Raw genomic sequence first — 15,793 nt, forward strand, 5'->3', positions numbered from 1 at the left:
TTCTAGACTGCTTGTCGCAGAAGTTCCGATGGAGAGCGAGCCATGTCCGGTCCCAACACTGATTACGACCCGGTCGAAGTGACGCCGTTGCATGCCGATGAGGTGGAGCGGACCAGGGACGAGGCGCTGAAGGCGTTTGCCGAGGCGGCCGATCTGGCCGCCCTGCAGGAGGCCAAGTCCGCGCATCTCGGCGAGAAGTCGCCGATCGCGCTGGCCAACCGCGAGATCGGCGCGCTGCCGCCGCAGGGCCGCAAGGAGGCCGGCCAGCGGATCGGCGCGGCCCGGAAGGCGATCAACGAGGCCTTCGCGGCCCGGCTCGCCGTCCTCGAGGCCGAGCACGAGGAGCGGATGCTCGCCACCGAGCAGGTCGACGTGACGCTGCCGTGGCACACCCCCGAGCTTGGCGCCCGGCACCCGCTGTCGCTGATCTCCGAGCAGATCGCGGACGTGTTCACCGCGCTCGGCTGGGACGTCGCCGAGGGCCCCGAGATCGAGGCCGAGTGGCTGAACTTCGACGCCCTGAACTTCCAGCCGGACCACCCGGCCCGGCAGATGCAGGACACCTTCTTCGTCGAGCCGGCCGGGTCCGGCGCTGTGCTGCGGACCCACACCTCCCCGGTGCAGGCGCGCTCGATGCTGACCCGCAAGCCGCCGATCTACGTGATCTGCCCGGGCCGGGTGTTCCGCACCGACGAGCTCGACGCGACCCACACGCCGGTCTTCTACCAGGTCGAGGGCCTGGTCGTGGACGAGGGCATCACGCTCGCGCACCTCAAGGGCACCCTCGACCACTTCGTCGTCTCGATGTTCGGCGAGGGTCTGGAGGCCCGGCTGCGGCCGAACTTCTTCCCGTTCACCGAGCCGTCGGCCGAGGTGGACCTGAAGTGCTTCGTCTGCCGCGGCGCGTCCGTCGGCAACCCGGACCGCCCGTGCCGCACCTGCGGCAGCGAGGGCTGGATCGAGTGGGGCGGCTGCGGCGTGGTGAACCCGCGGGTCCTGCAGGCCTGCGGCATCGACACCGACCGGTACTCGGGCTTCGCCTTCGGCATGGGCCTGGAGCGGACGCTGATGTTCCGCAACGGCGTCGAGGACATGCGCGACATGGTCGAGGGTGACGTGCGGTTCAGCCGCCAGTTCGGGATGGAGATCTGATGCGGGTCCCACTGTCATGGCTTCGTGAGTACGTCGACCTGCCGGCCGGCGTCACCGGTCGCGGTGTCGCGGAGAAGCTGATCCGGGCCGGCCTCGAGGTGGAGACCGTCGAGGAGTCGGACCTGACCGGCCCGCTGGTGGTCGGCAAGGTGCTGACGTACGAGGACGAGCCGCAGAAGAACGGCAAGACCATCCGCTGGTGCTCGCTCGACATCGGCAAGGACGAGCCGCAATGGGTCGTCTGCGGTGCGAACAACTTCGCCGTCGGCGACCTGGTCGTCGTCGTGCTCCCGGGCGCCGTGCTGCCCGGCGGGTTCGCGATCTCCGCGCGGAAGACCTACGGCCACGTCTCCAACGGCATGATCTGCTCCAGCTCGGAGCTCGGCCTGGGCGACGACGGTACGCACGGCATCGTCGTACTCGAGCCGGGTGAGGCCCAGCCGGGTGACGACGCGATCGAGCTGCTGGCGCTGCAGGACGACGTACTGGACATCGCGGTCACGCCGGACCGGGGCTACTGCCTGTCCATCCGTGGTGTCGCGCGCGAGGCGGCGACGGCGTACGGCGTTTCGCTCAAGGACCCGGCCGAGCTCACGCTGACCGGGTCGGAGCGGGGCGGCTACCCGGTCCGCGTGGACGACGCCGAAGCCTGCAGTGTTTTCGTCACCCGCACGGTGACGGGGATCGACCCGAAGGCGCTGTCGCCGCGCTGGCTGCAGAAGCGGCTGCTCGCGACCGGGATGCGGCCGATCTCGATCGGCGTCGACATCACCAACTACGTGATGCTCGAGCTCGGCCAGCCGATCCACGGCTACGACAAGGCTCGGCTGTCCGGTGAGATCGTCGTACGGCGCGCCAACGCCGGCGAGAAGCTGATGACGCTGGACGACCAGAGCCGCGAGCTGGACGCCGAGGACCTGCTGATCACCGACGACTCCGGTCCGATCGGCATCGCCGGGGTGATGGGCGGCGCGACCACCGAGATCTCCGACTCGACCACCGACGTGGTGATCGAGGCCGCACACTTCCACCCGATCGTGATCGCCCGGGCGTCGCGGCGGCACAAGCTGTCGTCCGAGGCGTCGCGGCGGTTCGAGCGCGAGGTCGACCCGCTGCTTCCGCGGTACGCGGCTCAGCGCGTGGCCGAGCTGCTGGCCGAGCTGGCCGGCGGCACGATCGAGGCCGACGAGACCGTCGTCGACACCCACGCGCTGCCGGAGCCGGTTACCTTCCGGGCCGACCATGCGGCCCGGGTCGCGGGTGCCGCGATCACCATCGCGGAGACCGTTCGCCACCTGGAGTCCGTCGGTTGCAAGGTCGTGCCGGCTGCGCCGGGCGCGAAGCCGGCCCCGCTGGCCGCGGGCGTGCACGCGCCGGCCCTCGTCGTCGAGTCCCATCCAGACGCGACCGGCACCGACGCGGTCCTCGGCGGCGAGCACGCGGCGCACGGTGTCGCGGCCTTGGCCGGGGACGACCTGCTGACCGTGACGCCGCCGTCGTGGCGGCCGGATCTGCGGGACCCCAACGACTTCGCCGAAGAGGTCATCCGCCTGTTCGGGTACGACAACGTCCCGTCGATCCTGCCGCCCGCGCCGGGCGGCCAGGGCCTGACGGTCTCGCAGCGACGCCGCCGCCGGGTCGCGACTGCGCTGGTCGGCGCCGGGCTGACCGAGGTCGTGTCCTACCCGTTCACCGGGGAGGCCGACTTCGACGCGATGGGGCTGCCTGCCGACGACGCACGCCGTACGACGGTCAAGCTCGTGAACCCGTTGTCCGACGAAGAGCCGTCGATGCAGACCACGCTGCTGGCGACGCTGCTGCGGACCGCCGAGCGCAACGTCGGCCGCGGGAACACCGACCTGGCGATCTTCCAGACCGGTCTGGTCTTCCTGCCGAAGGCCGAGTCGAAGCCCGCGCCGCTGCCGTCCGTCGCGCAGCGCCCGAGCGACACCGAGATCCAGTCCCTGGACGACGCCCTGCCGGACCAGCCGCTGCACGTCGGTGTGGTGCTGACCGGAGCGCGGACGGCGACCGGTTGGTGGGGCAAGGGTCAGCCGGTCGCATGGTCGGACGCCGTGCAGATCGGGCGGAGTGTGGCGAACGCGGTCGGCGTCGAGCCGGTCCTGCGCAACACCGAGCTGGCGCCGTGGCACCCGGGTCGGTGCGCGGAGTTCACGGTCGACGGCAAGGTGGTCGGCCACGCCGGTGAGCTGCACCCGAAGGTGTGCCAGGCGTTCGGGCTGCCGGCGCGGTCCGGTGCGGTGGAGCTCGACCTGGATGCGCTGATCGCGGCGGCTCCGTCGTCGATCACGGCCGCGCCGTTCTCGTCGTACCCGGTGGCCAAGGAGGACGTCGCGCTGATCGTCCCGGCCGAGGTGGCTGCGGCCGAGGTCGAGGCGGCGCTGGTCGAGGGTGCGGGGGAGCTGCTGGAGTCGATCCGGCTCTTCGACCTGTACACCGGGGAGCAGATCGGCGAGGGCAAGAAGTCGCTCGCGTTCGCGCTGCGCTTCCGGGCGCCGGACCGCACCTTGAAGGAGAACGAGGTGGCGGACGTCCGGCAGGCCGCGGTCCAGGTCGCCGTCGATCGCTTCGGCGCCGTCCAGCGGGTCGGCTGAGACCATGACCGGCGGGCACCCGCGGGTGGCGGTTGCGGCGCCGAACACGGCGGCCGCGGAGGCCGGCGTCCGGGTTGCCGCCGAGGGTGGGAACGCGGTGGACGCGGCGATCGCGGCCACCCTGGTGACGATGGTGAACGAGATCGGCGTCGTCTCGCCGGCCTCGGGCGGCTTCGTCACCCTGCAGGTCGCGGGCGGCGAGGCGGTCACCATCGACGGCTGGGTGGAGATGCCCGGCCGCGGCCTGTCGACCGAGAGCTTCGGCCGCGGCGTCTGGGACGTCACGACCGACTACGGCGGCGGTACGACGACCACCGTCGGCCACGGCTCCGTCGCGACACCCGGTGGGATGAAGGCGCTCGACCTCGCGCACCGGCGGTCCGGCAAGGCGCCGTGGCACGAGGTCGTCCAGCCCGCGATCGACGTGGCCCGGAACGGCTTCGCGCTCAGCCGGACCTCGGGCTACTACCTCGGGTACACCCACGAGATCATCTTCGGCTGGCACCAGCCGAGCCACCGGGTCGTGCACGAGGACGACGGCGCGGTGATCAAGGCCGGCAGTACGGTCGTCATCCCCGAGCTGGCCGAGGCGCTCGAGCTGATCGCCCGCGACGGCGCCGAGACGATGTACACCGGCGAGCTCGCCCAGCTGCTGATCCGCGACATGGCCGAGAACGACGGCATCCTCACTGCCGAAGACCTCGCCGCGTACGAGGCCGTCGTACGCCCGGCCCTGACCGTCCGGCAGAACGGGTGGCGTCTCGCGACCAACCCGCCGCCTGCGGTCGGGGGAGTCGCCGTGGCCGCGATGCTCGCGCTGCTGGACGGCGTACCGGCGGACGGCAGCTGGTCGCAGTCCGAGCTGGAGCGGCTGATCGACGTGCAGCACGCCGTACTCGGAGCGCGTCTGGCAGAGCTGGACGCGGAGGACCGGCGGCAGCTGGAGGGGCAGAAGCTGCTCGACCTCGCCGCGTCCGGTGACCTGCGCGCGCTGAGCTCACCTAGTACGGCGACTGTCTCGGTCGTCGACGACCAGGGTGACGCGTGTGCGATCACTGTGTCGTCCGGCTACGGCTCAGGCGTGCTGACTCCCGGCACCGGGATCTGGTTGAACAACGCGCTCGGCGAGCAGGAGCTGCTGCACGGCGGACCGCACAGCCTGGCGCCGGGCACGCGGCTCACGTCGAACATGGCGCCGAGCGTCGCCCGCCGGGACAGCGACGGCGCTGTGCTCGCGATCAGCTCGCCCGGTTCGGACCGGATCCCGACCGCGCTGGCGCAGGTCTACGCGCTCTACACGCACGGCGGGCTGCCGCTCGCGGAGGCGGTCGAGCACCCGCGGCTGCACGTCCGGGTCCGGCAGGACGTGGTGGTCGACTACGAGGACGAGCTGCCGGTGTCCGGCGCGACCGGGCTGCCGACCCGCCCGATGCCGCCGCACTCCATGTACTTCGGCGGCGTCGCGGCCGCCTACTGGGATCCGTCCGACGGCCTCCTCGCGGTCGGCGACCCCCGCCGTACCGGAGCTGTCGCGATCTCCCCGCCACTCTGACCGTGCCGGCAACCCGACTCCGTCGTTAGTAAGGTCAACCCTTCGACAACCTGAACTGGAAGGTCTGCAGCATGCGGGACACGGACCCCGAGCTCTCCGTCGTCGTACCCATGTACGACGAGGAGGAGGTGCTGCCGATCTTCTTCGACCGGATGCATCCGCTACTGGACGGCCTCGGCATCAGCTACGAACTGCTGGTGGTCGACGACGGCAGCCGCGACAAGACCGCGGCGTTGCTGCTCGAGGCCGCCGAGGACTGGCCGCAGCTGCGGGTCGTGCGGCTGCTGCGGAACAGCGGTCACCAGGCGGCCCAGTCGGCGGGGTTCCGGCGGGCGCGGGGCCGGTACGTGGTGACGATCGATGCCGATCTGCAGGACCCGCCCGAGGTGATCGCGGATTTCCTCAAGGCGGCCCGCGACGAGGACGTCGATGTCGTGTACGGCGTCCGCGCGGACCGGTCGAGCGATTCGTGGCCGAAGCGAACCAGTGCCCGGCTCTACTACCGGCTGATGTGCCGGTTGGTGGGCAAGGACATCCCGTTCGACGCGGCCGACTTCCGGCTCGTCTCGCGGCGTGTCGTCGATGCCGTCAACGCCCTGCCCGAGGACGGCCGGGTGTTCCGGCTGGTGATCCCATGGCTCGGATTCCCCAGCGCCGAGGTGAGGTACGTCCGGGCGGAGCGGGCGGCCGGGACGACGAAGTACAACCTGTCGAAGATGCTGCGGCTGGCCTTCGACAGCGTGACCGCGTTCTCGGCGGCGCCGCTGCGGCTGGCGACCTGGCTGGGGTTGCTCGGTGGCGCGATGTCGGGGCTGTTCGTGGTCGGTGCGTTGATCATCAAGCTGACCGGTCGCAGTATCCCGGGCTGGACCTCGACCGTGCTCGCGGTGAGTGTGATCGGCGCGATCCAGTTGCTGTGTCTGGGCCTGTTGGGTGAGTACGTCGCCCGCCTGTTCCAGTCGAGCCAGCGCCGCCCGCAGTTCCTCGTCGGCTACGACAGCCTCGAAGACCAGGGGCATCCGGAACCCTTGCACCAGAGATGAAGCGGCTGCTCCCGTGGCTGCTGCCGACCCTGGCAGCGGTCCTCGGGCTCGTCGCGATCGACGTACCGCCCGGACCCATCGTCGAGTACGGCGCCTACTTCGTACTGGCGATCGCCCTGCCCGGCACGCTCCTGCTCCGCGCAGCCTGGCGGAGTACGGGCAACTGGGCGGAAGACCTCGGCCTCGGCTCAGTCGTCGGCGCGACCTGGCAGCTGATCGGCTGGGCCGTGTTCACCGCGCTCGGCTGGCAACGCTGGCTGATCGTCTGGCCCGCGCTCGTGCTCATCGCCTTCGCCTCTGTACGGCGGCTGCGCCAGCACTGGCGCATCACGCAGCCGGCGCCGTTACCGGTCCTGTGGACCTGGGGCCTCGCGGTCGCAGCGACCGTCGTACTGGCCGCGGCCACGCTGGGCGTGATGGCGTTTCACCAGTTACCGCCGGCGGGTTCGTCGTACTACCAGGACCTGCTCTACCACCTGTCGATGGTGAACGAGCTGATGCGCGCGGTGCCGCCGGAGCTGCCGCAGGTGGCGGGGGAGCGACTGGAGTACCACTGGTTCGCCAACGCCGACATGGCTGCGGCGGCGGACATCACGCGGCTGACGCCGGCCATCGTTCTGTTCCGGCTGTGGCTGCTGCCGTGGCTGGTGGTCGCCTTGCTGGTGTGTGCGACGTTGGCGCGGACGGTCAGCCGCACCTGGTGGACCGGAGTGCTCGCGGCTGTCGCACTGGCCGCGCCGCAGCTGTACCTGTTCTTCGACACCAGCGTGAACCTGTCGGCGCCACTCAGCTTCCTCAGCCCGTCGCAGACGTTCGGCATGGTCGCATGCGTTGCGACGGCGGTGTTCCTGATCGAGCTGCTGTTCCGCGACGCGCGCGGCGGGCTGTGGGTGGTCGCCTTCGCGGTGGCGGTGCTGGGCGGCGGGTCGAAGCCGACCGTGCTGCCGATCCTTGTCGGGGCCGTGGGGCTGGCCGCTGTCGTCATGCTGGTCCAGTCGCGGCGGCTGCCTGGGCGGGTGGTCGTAGCCGGGCTACTGCTGGTGGCGACCGGGGTCGGGACGATGCTGACGGTGGCGGGGAGCACGAGTGGATCGGGGCTGCAGTTCCTCGCCGTACTGAAGTCGAGTGGGGACTACGTTGCGGCGACCGGGGACCGGACGCCGGCGGGGGAGGGTGGGCTGTTCGTGCCGGCGTTGGCGCACGGCGCGGTGCTCGGGACGCTGGTCCTCTTGTGCATGTTGCTGATCAATCAGGCGACGGCGGTGGTCGGGTTCGGGGTGCTCGGCAGGCTCCGGCGCGAGCCGCTGGCGTGGTTCCTGGTCGGTGGGTTGGTCGCTGGCTGGGCCGGCTACCTGCTGATCGACCATCCGTCGGTGAGCGAGTCGTACTTCATCCACACCGCGATCCCGTTCAGCCTGGCCGCTTCCGGTTGGCTGGCTGCGGTGCTGGCTCGGGCGTATCCGGCGCGGTCCCGCCGGGTCGCGTTGCTCGGCAGTGCAGCGACTGCGGTGGTGCTCGCCGCGATCTACACCGGGGTGCTGTTGCTGGCCGACGCCAAGCCGGACGGACTGTGGGCGGTCGCCAGGCCGCTGGTCGCCGTACTCGTGCTGACTGTCGTGCTGGCCCCCTTCGTACGACGACGCGGTGGCGCGCTGGTCGTCGTACTGACGCTCTTGGCGATCGTGCCGATCAAGTCGTTCGCGCAGAACGCCGTCCATGGGGACACCGAGCGGGCGCAGACGTTCACTTCGCCGCGGTGGTGGGTGTATCCGGACGAGGAGTCGGCGGCGCTGTGGCTGGGGAAGCACTCGGCGCCGACGGATGTGGTGGCCGCGAACACGTGGTGCCGGCCGGCCGGGAAGCAGACGCCCGGGTGTGACGCGCGCGGGTATCTGGTCAGTGGGCTCGCGGGGCGCCGGACGTTGATCGAGGGGTGGGCGTACACGAACCAGGCGATGGCCGAGCAGGGCGTCGGCGGGCGGCGGTACACCGAGCAGCCGTCGCCGTGGCCGGAGCGGGTCGCGCTGACCAACCAGGCGCTCGCGGCGCCGACCCCGGACGTGCTGCGTCGGCTGCGCGAGGAGTACGACGTGCGCTGGCTGTACGCCGACGCCCGCGACGGAGCCGTGTCACCGGCCCTCGACCGGCTCGCGGTGCTGCGACACAGCGTCGGCAAGGTCCGGATCTACGACCTCGGAGAGTGATTACCCCGTAACATCGAGTCGGCGTAGACCGTTACCTCTACGCCGGCCCGCCCGCCCCGCGGCCGCGTACGACGCACTGCTCGGGAGGGCGGCAACATGCGGGCAACGCGACCGGGGCTGGCTATTGTGCTGGCCTCCGGACTCCTCTCGCTCCCCACGATCCAGGGCGCGGCCTACCAGGTGCCTTCGGTGCCTTTCGTTCAAGGGGAGTCGGCTACTGCGGTCATGCCTGGGTCCGGGCTCAAGCAGACGATCACCGTGTCCGGGCAGACCGAGTTGCTTGATGCGACTACCGCGGGACTGCGAGGGACTGGGCCGACGACCTACGCGCCGCCGATTGCGCGTACGACGCCAGCCCAGGACCTCATCGTCAACACCGGCACCTGCGCGTCCACGGGCGGCTGCGGCGACCGCGGCACCGTGTCGATCACGTTCAGCCAGCCGGTGCGCAACCCGGTCCTCCACCTCGCCGGCCTCGGCGGCGCGGTCACCCAGACGGTCAGCGGCAAGCCCACCGCCCAGTCCGAGCTCCACTCGATCCTGAAGCTCACCACCGCCGGCCTCAGCCTCAGCAAGGTCGGCGTGGGCAACAACCTCACCGTCACCAGCGACACGATCACCGCCACCAACCACGACGCCGGGCCGAACTGCATCAACACCAAGACGGTCACCGGCCCCGACGCCTCCGCGACGGCCGCCTGCGGCTCGGTCCGGGTGAACGGCGTCGCCACCAAGCTCACCTTCGACGTCACCGCGTTCTTCACCAAGCACCCGAAGCTCCCCGCCTTCAACGCCTCGTCGTCCGGCGACGCCTTCTCGGTCCTCGCCTCCACCGGCGAAGACTTCGGCGACGCGCCGGCGTCGTACGGATCGGCGTGGTCCGTCCTCAGCGACGTACGACTCGGCAAGGACGCGACCGAGGACAACGCGACCGTCACCAACGCCACCACCGGCCCGGCGACACCCGACCAGGCCGACGACGGCGTCACCTTCAAGCCGCTGCGCACGAACTCCACGTCGTACTCCGCCGAGCTCGCCCTGACCGGCGCCTCCAAGGCTGGCCGCGCCTGCGCCTGGATCGACCTCGACCGCGACGGCGCCTTCGAGCCGGCCGAGCACGCCTGCACCACGTTCGCCTCGGGCCAGAGCGCGGTCACCCTCAACTGGGCCAAGTACGCCCGCCCCACCGCCGGAGCGTCGTACGCCCGGGTCCGCGTCGGCTACAACAACGCCCAGGTCGACAAGCCGACCGGCGCCGCCGACGCCGGTGAGGTCGAGGATCACCCGATCCTGATCGCGCCGCCGCCTCCGCCGATCCTGCTCGACGACACCGCGACCACCCCTTTCAACGCCGGGATCACGGTCAACGTGCTCGGCAACGACAAGCCCGGTGAACCGGGTACGCCGCTCAAGCCCGGCTCGCTGTGTCTCGTCGACGACGGCAAGTGCGTGCAGATGGTCAACGTCGTCGGCCAGGCCAAGTACGTCGCCAAGCCGGACGGCAAGGTCGACATCGAGCCGGTCCCCGGGTTCTTCGGCCCGGCCAAGCCAGTCACCTATCGCGTGGCCGACAGCAACAGCACCACGGCCACCGCGAAGCTCGCGGTGACCGTCGCTCTCCCGGCCCGCCCGGTCGCCACCTCGGACACCGCAACCACCCCGCAGAACGTCAGCCTCACGCTCCGCCCGCTCGGCAACGACCGCGCCGCCCCGGGCGTGACGCTGGTCCTGGGGTCGATCGTGCTCCGCGACCCGGCCGACGCCGCCTTCAAGAAGAAGGTCGTCATCGCGAACGAAGGCCAGTACGTCGTGAAGCCGAGCGGCGGCGTGGACTTCGTGCCGCTGCCGCGCTTCACCGGCGTCGGCACCCAGCTCGGCTACCGGGTCACCGACACCACCAAGCAGACCGCCGAGTCCACGCTGACCGTCACGGTCACGCCGGTCACGCCGATCGCGAACGGCGACTCGGTCTCAACCGCCTTCGACACCGACGTCGTCGTACCCGTGCTGGACAACGACCTGCCCGGATCACCGGACGCGCCGCTGGATCCGGCGAGCCTGCGACTGGTCGACCCGGTCAGCCAGAAGCTGGTCGACAAGGTGAACGTCGCGCGGCAGGGGTCGTACCTGGTCGCCGTCGGCAAGGTGACCGTCCAGCCCGTGCACGGGTTCCAGGGTGTGGGTACGCCGCTGACGTATCAGGTTCTGGACAAGAACGGCACGCCCGCGCGGGCCGATCTCACCGTGTCGGTAGCCGCGCCCGGTCCGCCCGTGGCCAACCCGGACGCGGTCACGACGCGGCAGGGCGGCTCGGTCGTGGTCGCCGTACTGGACAACGACAAGCCGGGGCCGACCGGGTCGGCCCTCGCACCGGACAGCGTCCGGCTGATCCTGCCGACGCGAAGTGAACCGGTCCCCGAGCTGATCGTCGCCGGCCAGGGCAAGTACACCGCGAAGCCGGACGGCAAGATCTTCTTCGACCCGGTCCCGGCGTTCAGCGGCGCGGCCACGCCGGTCACCTACCAGGTTGCCGATGGCAACGGCGCGGTCGGCAAGGCGACTCTCGCGGTCAAGGTGACCAAGGTCCAGCCCGATGCCGCGGACGACAAGGCCAGTACGGCGTACGACGCCAACGTCACTGTGGCCGTGCTGACGAACGACAGCGCCGGCGACCCGGCCGTGCCGCTGGTCCCGAGCAGCGTGCGGGTGCTCGACCCGAAGACCCACGAGCCGAAGACCACGGTCGTCGTCGACGGCGAGGCGTCGTACACGGTGCAACCGGATGGCAAGATCGAGGTCGACCCGCTGGCGTCGTACACCGGGGTCGCGGCGCCGATCAGCTACCACGTGTCCGATGTGAACGGCACCCTCGCGACCGCGACGCTGACCGTCACCATCGCGAAGCCGCCGGCGCCGACGGCCAAGCCCGACACCGGCACCAGCAAGCAGAACGTGCGGATCCTCCTCGACCCGCTCGCCAACGACACCGCCGGCGAGGGCACCGGCCTGGACCCGCTCAGCCTGGTGCTGATCGACCCCGCCGACGGGTCGATGAAGAAGCTCGTCAAGATCCCGGGCCAGGGCAGCTACCAGGTCAACCCCGAGGGCACGGTCATCTTCGACCCACTGCCAGGCTTCACCGGTACGGCGGCGCCGTTGACCTACCGGGTGTCGGACTGGTTCGACCAGGCCACCCGGTCGACCATCACGGTGACGATCACCCCGATCACGCCGGCGGCGGTCGACGACACCGCGAAGACGCCGTACGAGAAGACCGTCGCGGTCAAGGTGCTGGTGAACGACAAGGCGGGGGACAAGTCGGCGCCACTGGTGCCGGGCAGCCTGCTGCTGACCGACCCGGCCGATGGGGTGCTGAAAGCAACGGTCAGCATCCCGAACGAGGGTGCCTACACGGCGGCCGGGGGAGTGGTGACCTTCGATCCGGGAGCGACGTTCCGCGGCCCGGGTACGCAACTGATCTACCAAGTGGCCGACAGCAACGGCACGTTGACGACGGCCAAGCTGTGGATCACCGTCGGGCTGCCGCCGACCGCGGTCGCCGACACCGCCTCCACGCTGCAGGACGTCGCGGTCACCGTGAACCTGCTGGCCAACGACAGCCCGGGCACCGACGCCAAGCTCGACCCGTCGTCGGTCGGCCTGCTCGACCCGGCGGCCCGGACGACGGGCTACGTGAAGAAGGTGACCGTCGCGGGCCAGGGGACGTACACGGTTCAGCCGAGCGGAGCGGTCGTCTTCGATCCGCTGCCGGCGTTCCGCGGTCGGGCGCTGGCGATCAACTACCGCATCGCCGACACGGACCAGAACATCGCCGCGTCGACGTTGACGATGACGGTCACGCCGGTCTGGCCGGTCACCGTGGACGACTCGGCGATCACGCCGTACAACCAGCCGATCACGGTCAATGTGCTGGCCAACGACAAGGCCGGCGACCCGTCCGCGCCGCTGGTCCGGTCCAGCCTGGTGCTGAAGAACCCGGCCGGCGGCTACGGCAAGACTGTCACGCAAGCGGGTGAGGGCACGTACGCCGCGGCCGACGACGGCTCGATCACGTTCACGCCGGTCAAGGACTACCAGGGTGTGACTACGCCGACGACGTACCGGATTACTGACGACAACGGGACGCATGCCGAAGGGCTGCTGTTCCTGCCGGTCGGCAAGGGACCGCAGGCGGCGCTCGACGCGATCACGACCAAGCAGAATGTCACCGTGGCGGCCGACCCGCTGGCCAACGACGAGCCCGGCACCAACGCGCAGCTCGAGAAGACCTCGGTCGAGGTGTACGGCGTGACGGCGAAGAGTTGGGGGCGGAAGGCGACGATCCCGGGTCAAGGCGCGTTCCTGGTGAACGAGGTGACCGGGCAGATCACGTTCGACCCGGTGCCGACGTACAAGGGTGTTGTCTCGATTGCCTATCGGGTGACGGACGCCAGCCGGAACACCGCTGCTTCGACGGTCGCGGTGACGGTCCAGCCGATCGTGCCGGTGGCGGCCGTGCGGGATCCGGCGGACGGGAAGGACAAGAAGGCGGTGACCGTTCCGGACGAGGGTGGTTTCGTGGCCGGCGCGGACGGCACGCTCACCTTCACCCCGGCCAAGGACTTCATCGGTACGACGCGAACCGTCGCCTACCGGGTCACCGACGCGAACGGCACCTCCAGCGCCGCCCTGCTCGAGGTCACCGTCGCCGCACCGATCCTCGCGAAGGCGACGACCGACACCGCGACCGGCACGCCGGGCAGCCCGGTCGCGGTCAACCCGCTGCTCAACGACAGCGGCGCGGCCGACCCGAGCACGGTCTGCCTACGGACTGGGTCGGCGACCTGCGTGAAGCGGGCGACCGACGAGTCGGGCACGTGGACCGTCGCCGACGACGGAACCATCAGGCTGACTCCGACGGCCGGGTTCACCGGCAACGCGAAGACGACGTACGAGCAGACCGACTCCAGCGGCGGCACCGTCAGCGCTCCGGTCAAGTTCACCGTCGGCGCCCCGGCGGCCGCGGGCGTCCGATCCGTCAACCGCGCCGTGATCCCGGCGACGGGCGGCCCACCGCCGATGCTGCTGACCCTCGGCGCGCTCCTGACGGCACTGGGTACGACGCTCGCCGTACTCTCCCGACGCTCCCGCTAGAGGTCCTGCACCAGCATGATCTCGTCGCGATACTCACCTGGTGCGACGCGGACCGCGCGCGGGTGGCGGCCGACGACCCGGTAGCTGAGCGGCTCGTAGAACTTCTCCAACCCCAGGCCGTCGCGGATCGTGAGCTGCAACTGCTCGAGCCCGAGGTCGACCGCCGTACCGCGCAACCCCTCCATCAGCATCCGGCCCGCGCCGCCGCCCTGGTGCTCCGGGTGGACCATCACCCTCAGCACGGTCCGCCAGTGTGCCTGCAACGCACTGCCCCGGCTCACGAGCAGGCCCATCCCGACGTACCGGTCACCGCTGTGCAGCACCCCGAGCACATCCACCCCGTCCGCGACCCGCCCCAGCGCCGCGTCCAGCGTCTCAGCCACCAGCCCCACCGGAGCCGGCGCCGTGAACCCCACCGCCCCACCCGCATCCGTCGCCGCCACCCACGTATCCAGCAGATCCGCCCGCAACCCCGCATCCAGAACCGCATCCGCCTCCACCATCAGGTACTTCACAACACCTCCACCTGCGACTGAGTTGCAGATAGTCTACGAGTCGAGTTCGTGGAGGGTCGGGATGGTGGTGAGTTTGTCGGGGTTGCGGATCAGGTAGAGGCCGGTGATGTGGTCGTCGGTGCTTTCCAGGAAGGCGACCGTGTCGGGCTCGTCGTCGTAGTACGCGATGAAGGCGAGCTCGCCGTTCAGTGGGGCGATCCGGATCTGGAAGTCCGGGTTCTCCGCGATCACCGCGAACATCCAGCGGGCGATCTTGTCCGGGCCATGGATCGGGCGCAGCGCCGCCTTCTTCTTGCCGCCGCCGTCGCTGATCAGGACCGCGTCGGGCGCCAGCAGCGACACCACCTGGTCGAAGTCGCCCGACCCGGCGGCCGCCATGAACCGCATGGTCAGCTCGTTGTGCCGTTCCTTGTCCACCTGGTGCCGCGGCTGCCGCGCATGCACGTGCCCGCGCGCCCGGTGCGCCAACTGCCGTACGGCGGCCTCCGACCGCCCGAGCGTGTCCGCGATCTCGTCGTACGGGAGGTCGAACACCTCGCGCAGTACAAAGGTCGCCCGTTCCAGCGGCGACAAGGTCTCGAGTACGACGAGCATCGCCATGCTGACCGAGTCCGCCATCTCCACGGCCACGGCCGGGTCGTCGTCGGAGTTGATCGGCTCCGGCAGCCACGGGCCGACGTACTCCTCCCGGCGCGCCTTCTGCTGGCGCAACCGGTTGAGCGCCAGCCGCGTGGTGATCCGGATCAGGTACGCGCGGGTGTCCCGCACCTCGTCGTGGTCGACGCCCGTCCACCGCAGCCACGTCTCCTGCACGACGTCCTCGGCGTCGGTGACACTGCCGACCACCCGGTACGCCGCACCGACCAGCACCGCCCGGTGTTCGTCGAACTCCCGCGCCAGCTCCTCCTCGGTCACGCCGGCCTCAGCTCGCACAGCTCCTTGAAGCCCTGGCTGGTCAGGCCCAGCGCGGCGTTCGTCCGGGAGCGGTAGTTCTCCAGCGACACCCAGGCGGTGAGCTCGACCAGCTGCTCGTCGGTCAGGTCCTGGCGCAGCCGCTCGAAGTGCTCGTCGGTGACGGTCGGCGGGGTCGCCGTCATCGCCTCGGTGTAGTCCATCACCGCGCGCTCCAGATCCGTGTAGGCGGCACTGTCCCGCCACCCTGGCACATCGCGCAGCTTCCGCGGGTCGACACCCTGGTGGTGGAACTCCCAGTAGCCGAAGTCCATGCACCAGCTGCAGCCGATCTGCGCCGAGGCCACCATCACCGCGAGCGCCTTCAGGGTCGGGTCGAGCTTGGTCCAGCGGGTGGCCGACCCCTCCATCAGCATCATCGACACCAGCACCCGCTTGTTGTGCATCGCCGCCTGCCCCGGGTCCAGCACCTTCCCGAACTTGCGCCGGCTGCCCCACTCCGCCAGCCGGACAAACCAGGTCCGCCGGTGCCGCAGTTCGATCCGAGCCATCACAGCCTCCTTCAGGTTCGCCGTCCCTCTTGCGGACACGCCCCACCCAGGCCCTTGTGACATGACCTGGCTCACACGCGGTTCTTCCCGGGCAG

General features: G+C 70.5%; 9 protein-coding genes. 6 read left to right on the forward strand and 3 right to left on the reverse strand.

From position 1 onward, the window contains the following. The first annotated feature begins 42 nt into the window (after nucleotides 1–42). From pheS to ACIBGM_RS35565, 6 genes are all read left to right on the forward strand, one after another. Nucleotides 43–1,152, forward strand: coding sequence for a phenylalanine--tRNA ligase subunit alpha (gene pheS / locus ACIBGM_RS35540; protein ID WP_360537539.1), 1,110 nt, complete (start codon nucleotides 43–45; stop codon nucleotides 1,150–1,152). Continuing rightward, on the forward strand, nucleotides 1,152–3,767 hold the full coding sequence (gene pheT / locus ACIBGM_RS35545; RefSeq protein ID WP_360537537.1) for a phenylalanine--tRNA ligase subunit beta: 2,616 nt from the start codon (nucleotides 1,152–1,154) through the stop codon (nucleotides 3,765–3,767). The genes pheS and pheT overlap by 1 nt, the downstream gene beginning before the upstream one ends. Before the next feature lie 4 nt (nucleotides 3,768–3,771). Continuing rightward, a complete protein-coding gene (locus tag ACIBGM_RS35550) occupies nucleotides 3,772–5,319 on the forward strand; it encodes a gamma-glutamyltransferase (protein WP_360537535.1) in 1,548 nt (515 codons plus the stop codon). A gap of 71 nt (nucleotides 5,320–5,390) precedes the next feature. Then, a complete protein-coding gene (locus tag ACIBGM_RS35555; RefSeq protein WP_396388030.1) occupies nucleotides 5,391–6,362 on the forward strand; it encodes a glycosyltransferase family 2 protein in 972 nt (323 codons plus the stop codon). Next, nucleotides 6,359–8,566, forward strand: a complete 2,208-nt coding sequence (locus ACIBGM_RS35560) for a hypothetical protein (RefSeq protein WP_396388031.1) — start codon at nucleotides 6,359–6,361, stop codon at nucleotides 8,564–8,566. The genes ACIBGM_RS35555 and ACIBGM_RS35560 overlap by 4 nt, the downstream gene beginning before the upstream one ends. 189 nt (nucleotides 8,567–8,755) lie before the next feature. After that, nucleotides 8,756–13,720, forward strand: coding sequence for an Ig-like domain-containing protein (locus ACIBGM_RS35565; RefSeq protein ID WP_396388032.1), 4,965 nt, complete (start codon nucleotides 8,756–8,758; stop codon nucleotides 13,718–13,720). On the opposite strand, the gene ACIBGM_RS35570 is transcribed toward ACIBGM_RS35565, so the two are convergent. Genes ACIBGM_RS35570 through ACIBGM_RS35580 form a run of 3 tightly spaced genes read right to left on the reverse strand, consistent with a single transcriptional unit; the run spans nucleotide 13,717 to nucleotide 15,698 of the window. Beyond that, nucleotides 13,717–14,235, reverse strand: coding sequence for a GNAT family N-acetyltransferase (locus tag ACIBGM_RS35570; protein WP_360537529.1), 519 nt, complete (start codon nucleotides 14,233–14,235; stop codon nucleotides 13,717–13,719). The genes ACIBGM_RS35565 and ACIBGM_RS35570 overlap by 4 nt on opposite strands. Before the next feature lie 33 nt (nucleotides 14,236–14,268). After that, complete coding sequence (locus ACIBGM_RS35575; protein ID WP_396388033.1) at nucleotides 14,269–15,168, reverse strand: RNA polymerase sigma-70 factor; 900 nt, start codon at nucleotides 15,166–15,168, stop codon at nucleotides 14,269–14,271. Beyond that, nucleotides 15,147–15,698: a carboxymuconolactone decarboxylase family protein gene (locus ACIBGM_RS35580; protein WP_396388035.1), complete on the reverse strand. Its 552-nt coding sequence runs from the start codon at nucleotides 15,696–15,698 to the stop codon at nucleotides 15,147–15,149. The genes ACIBGM_RS35575 and ACIBGM_RS35580 overlap by 22 nt, the downstream gene beginning before the upstream one ends. Nucleotides 15,699–15,793: the final 95 nt, after the last annotated feature.

Origin of the sequence: Kribbella sp. NPDC050470, assembly GCF_044458365.1 — a bacterium.
In the GTDB taxonomy this organism is placed as follows: domain Bacteria; phylum Actinomycetota; class Actinomycetes; order Propionibacteriales; family Kribbellaceae; genus Kribbella.

Coding starts and splice junctions, on each gene's coding strand:
- pheT (WP_360537537.1), top strand. CDS start 1,152: ATGCGGGTCCCACTGTCATGGCTTCGTGAGTACGTCGACCTGCCGGCC.
- ACIBGM_RS35560 (WP_396388031.1), top strand. CDS start 6,359: ATGAAGCGGCTGCTCCCGTGGCTGCTGCCGACCCTGGCAGCGGTCCTC.
- ACIBGM_RS35550 (WP_360537535.1), top strand. CDS start 3,772: ATGACCGGCGGGCACCCGCGGGTGGCGGTTGCGGCGCCGAACACGGCG.
- pheS (WP_360537539.1), top strand. CDS start 43: ATGTCCGGTCCCAACACTGATTACGACCCGGTCGAAGTGACGCCGTTG.
- ACIBGM_RS35555 (WP_396388030.1), top strand. CDS start 5,391: ATGCGGGACACGGACCCCGAGCTCTCCGTCGTCGTACCCATGTACGAC.
- ACIBGM_RS35580 (WP_396388035.1), bottom strand. CDS start 15,698: ATGGCTCGGATCGAACTGCGGCACCGGCGGACCTGGTTTGTCCGGCTG.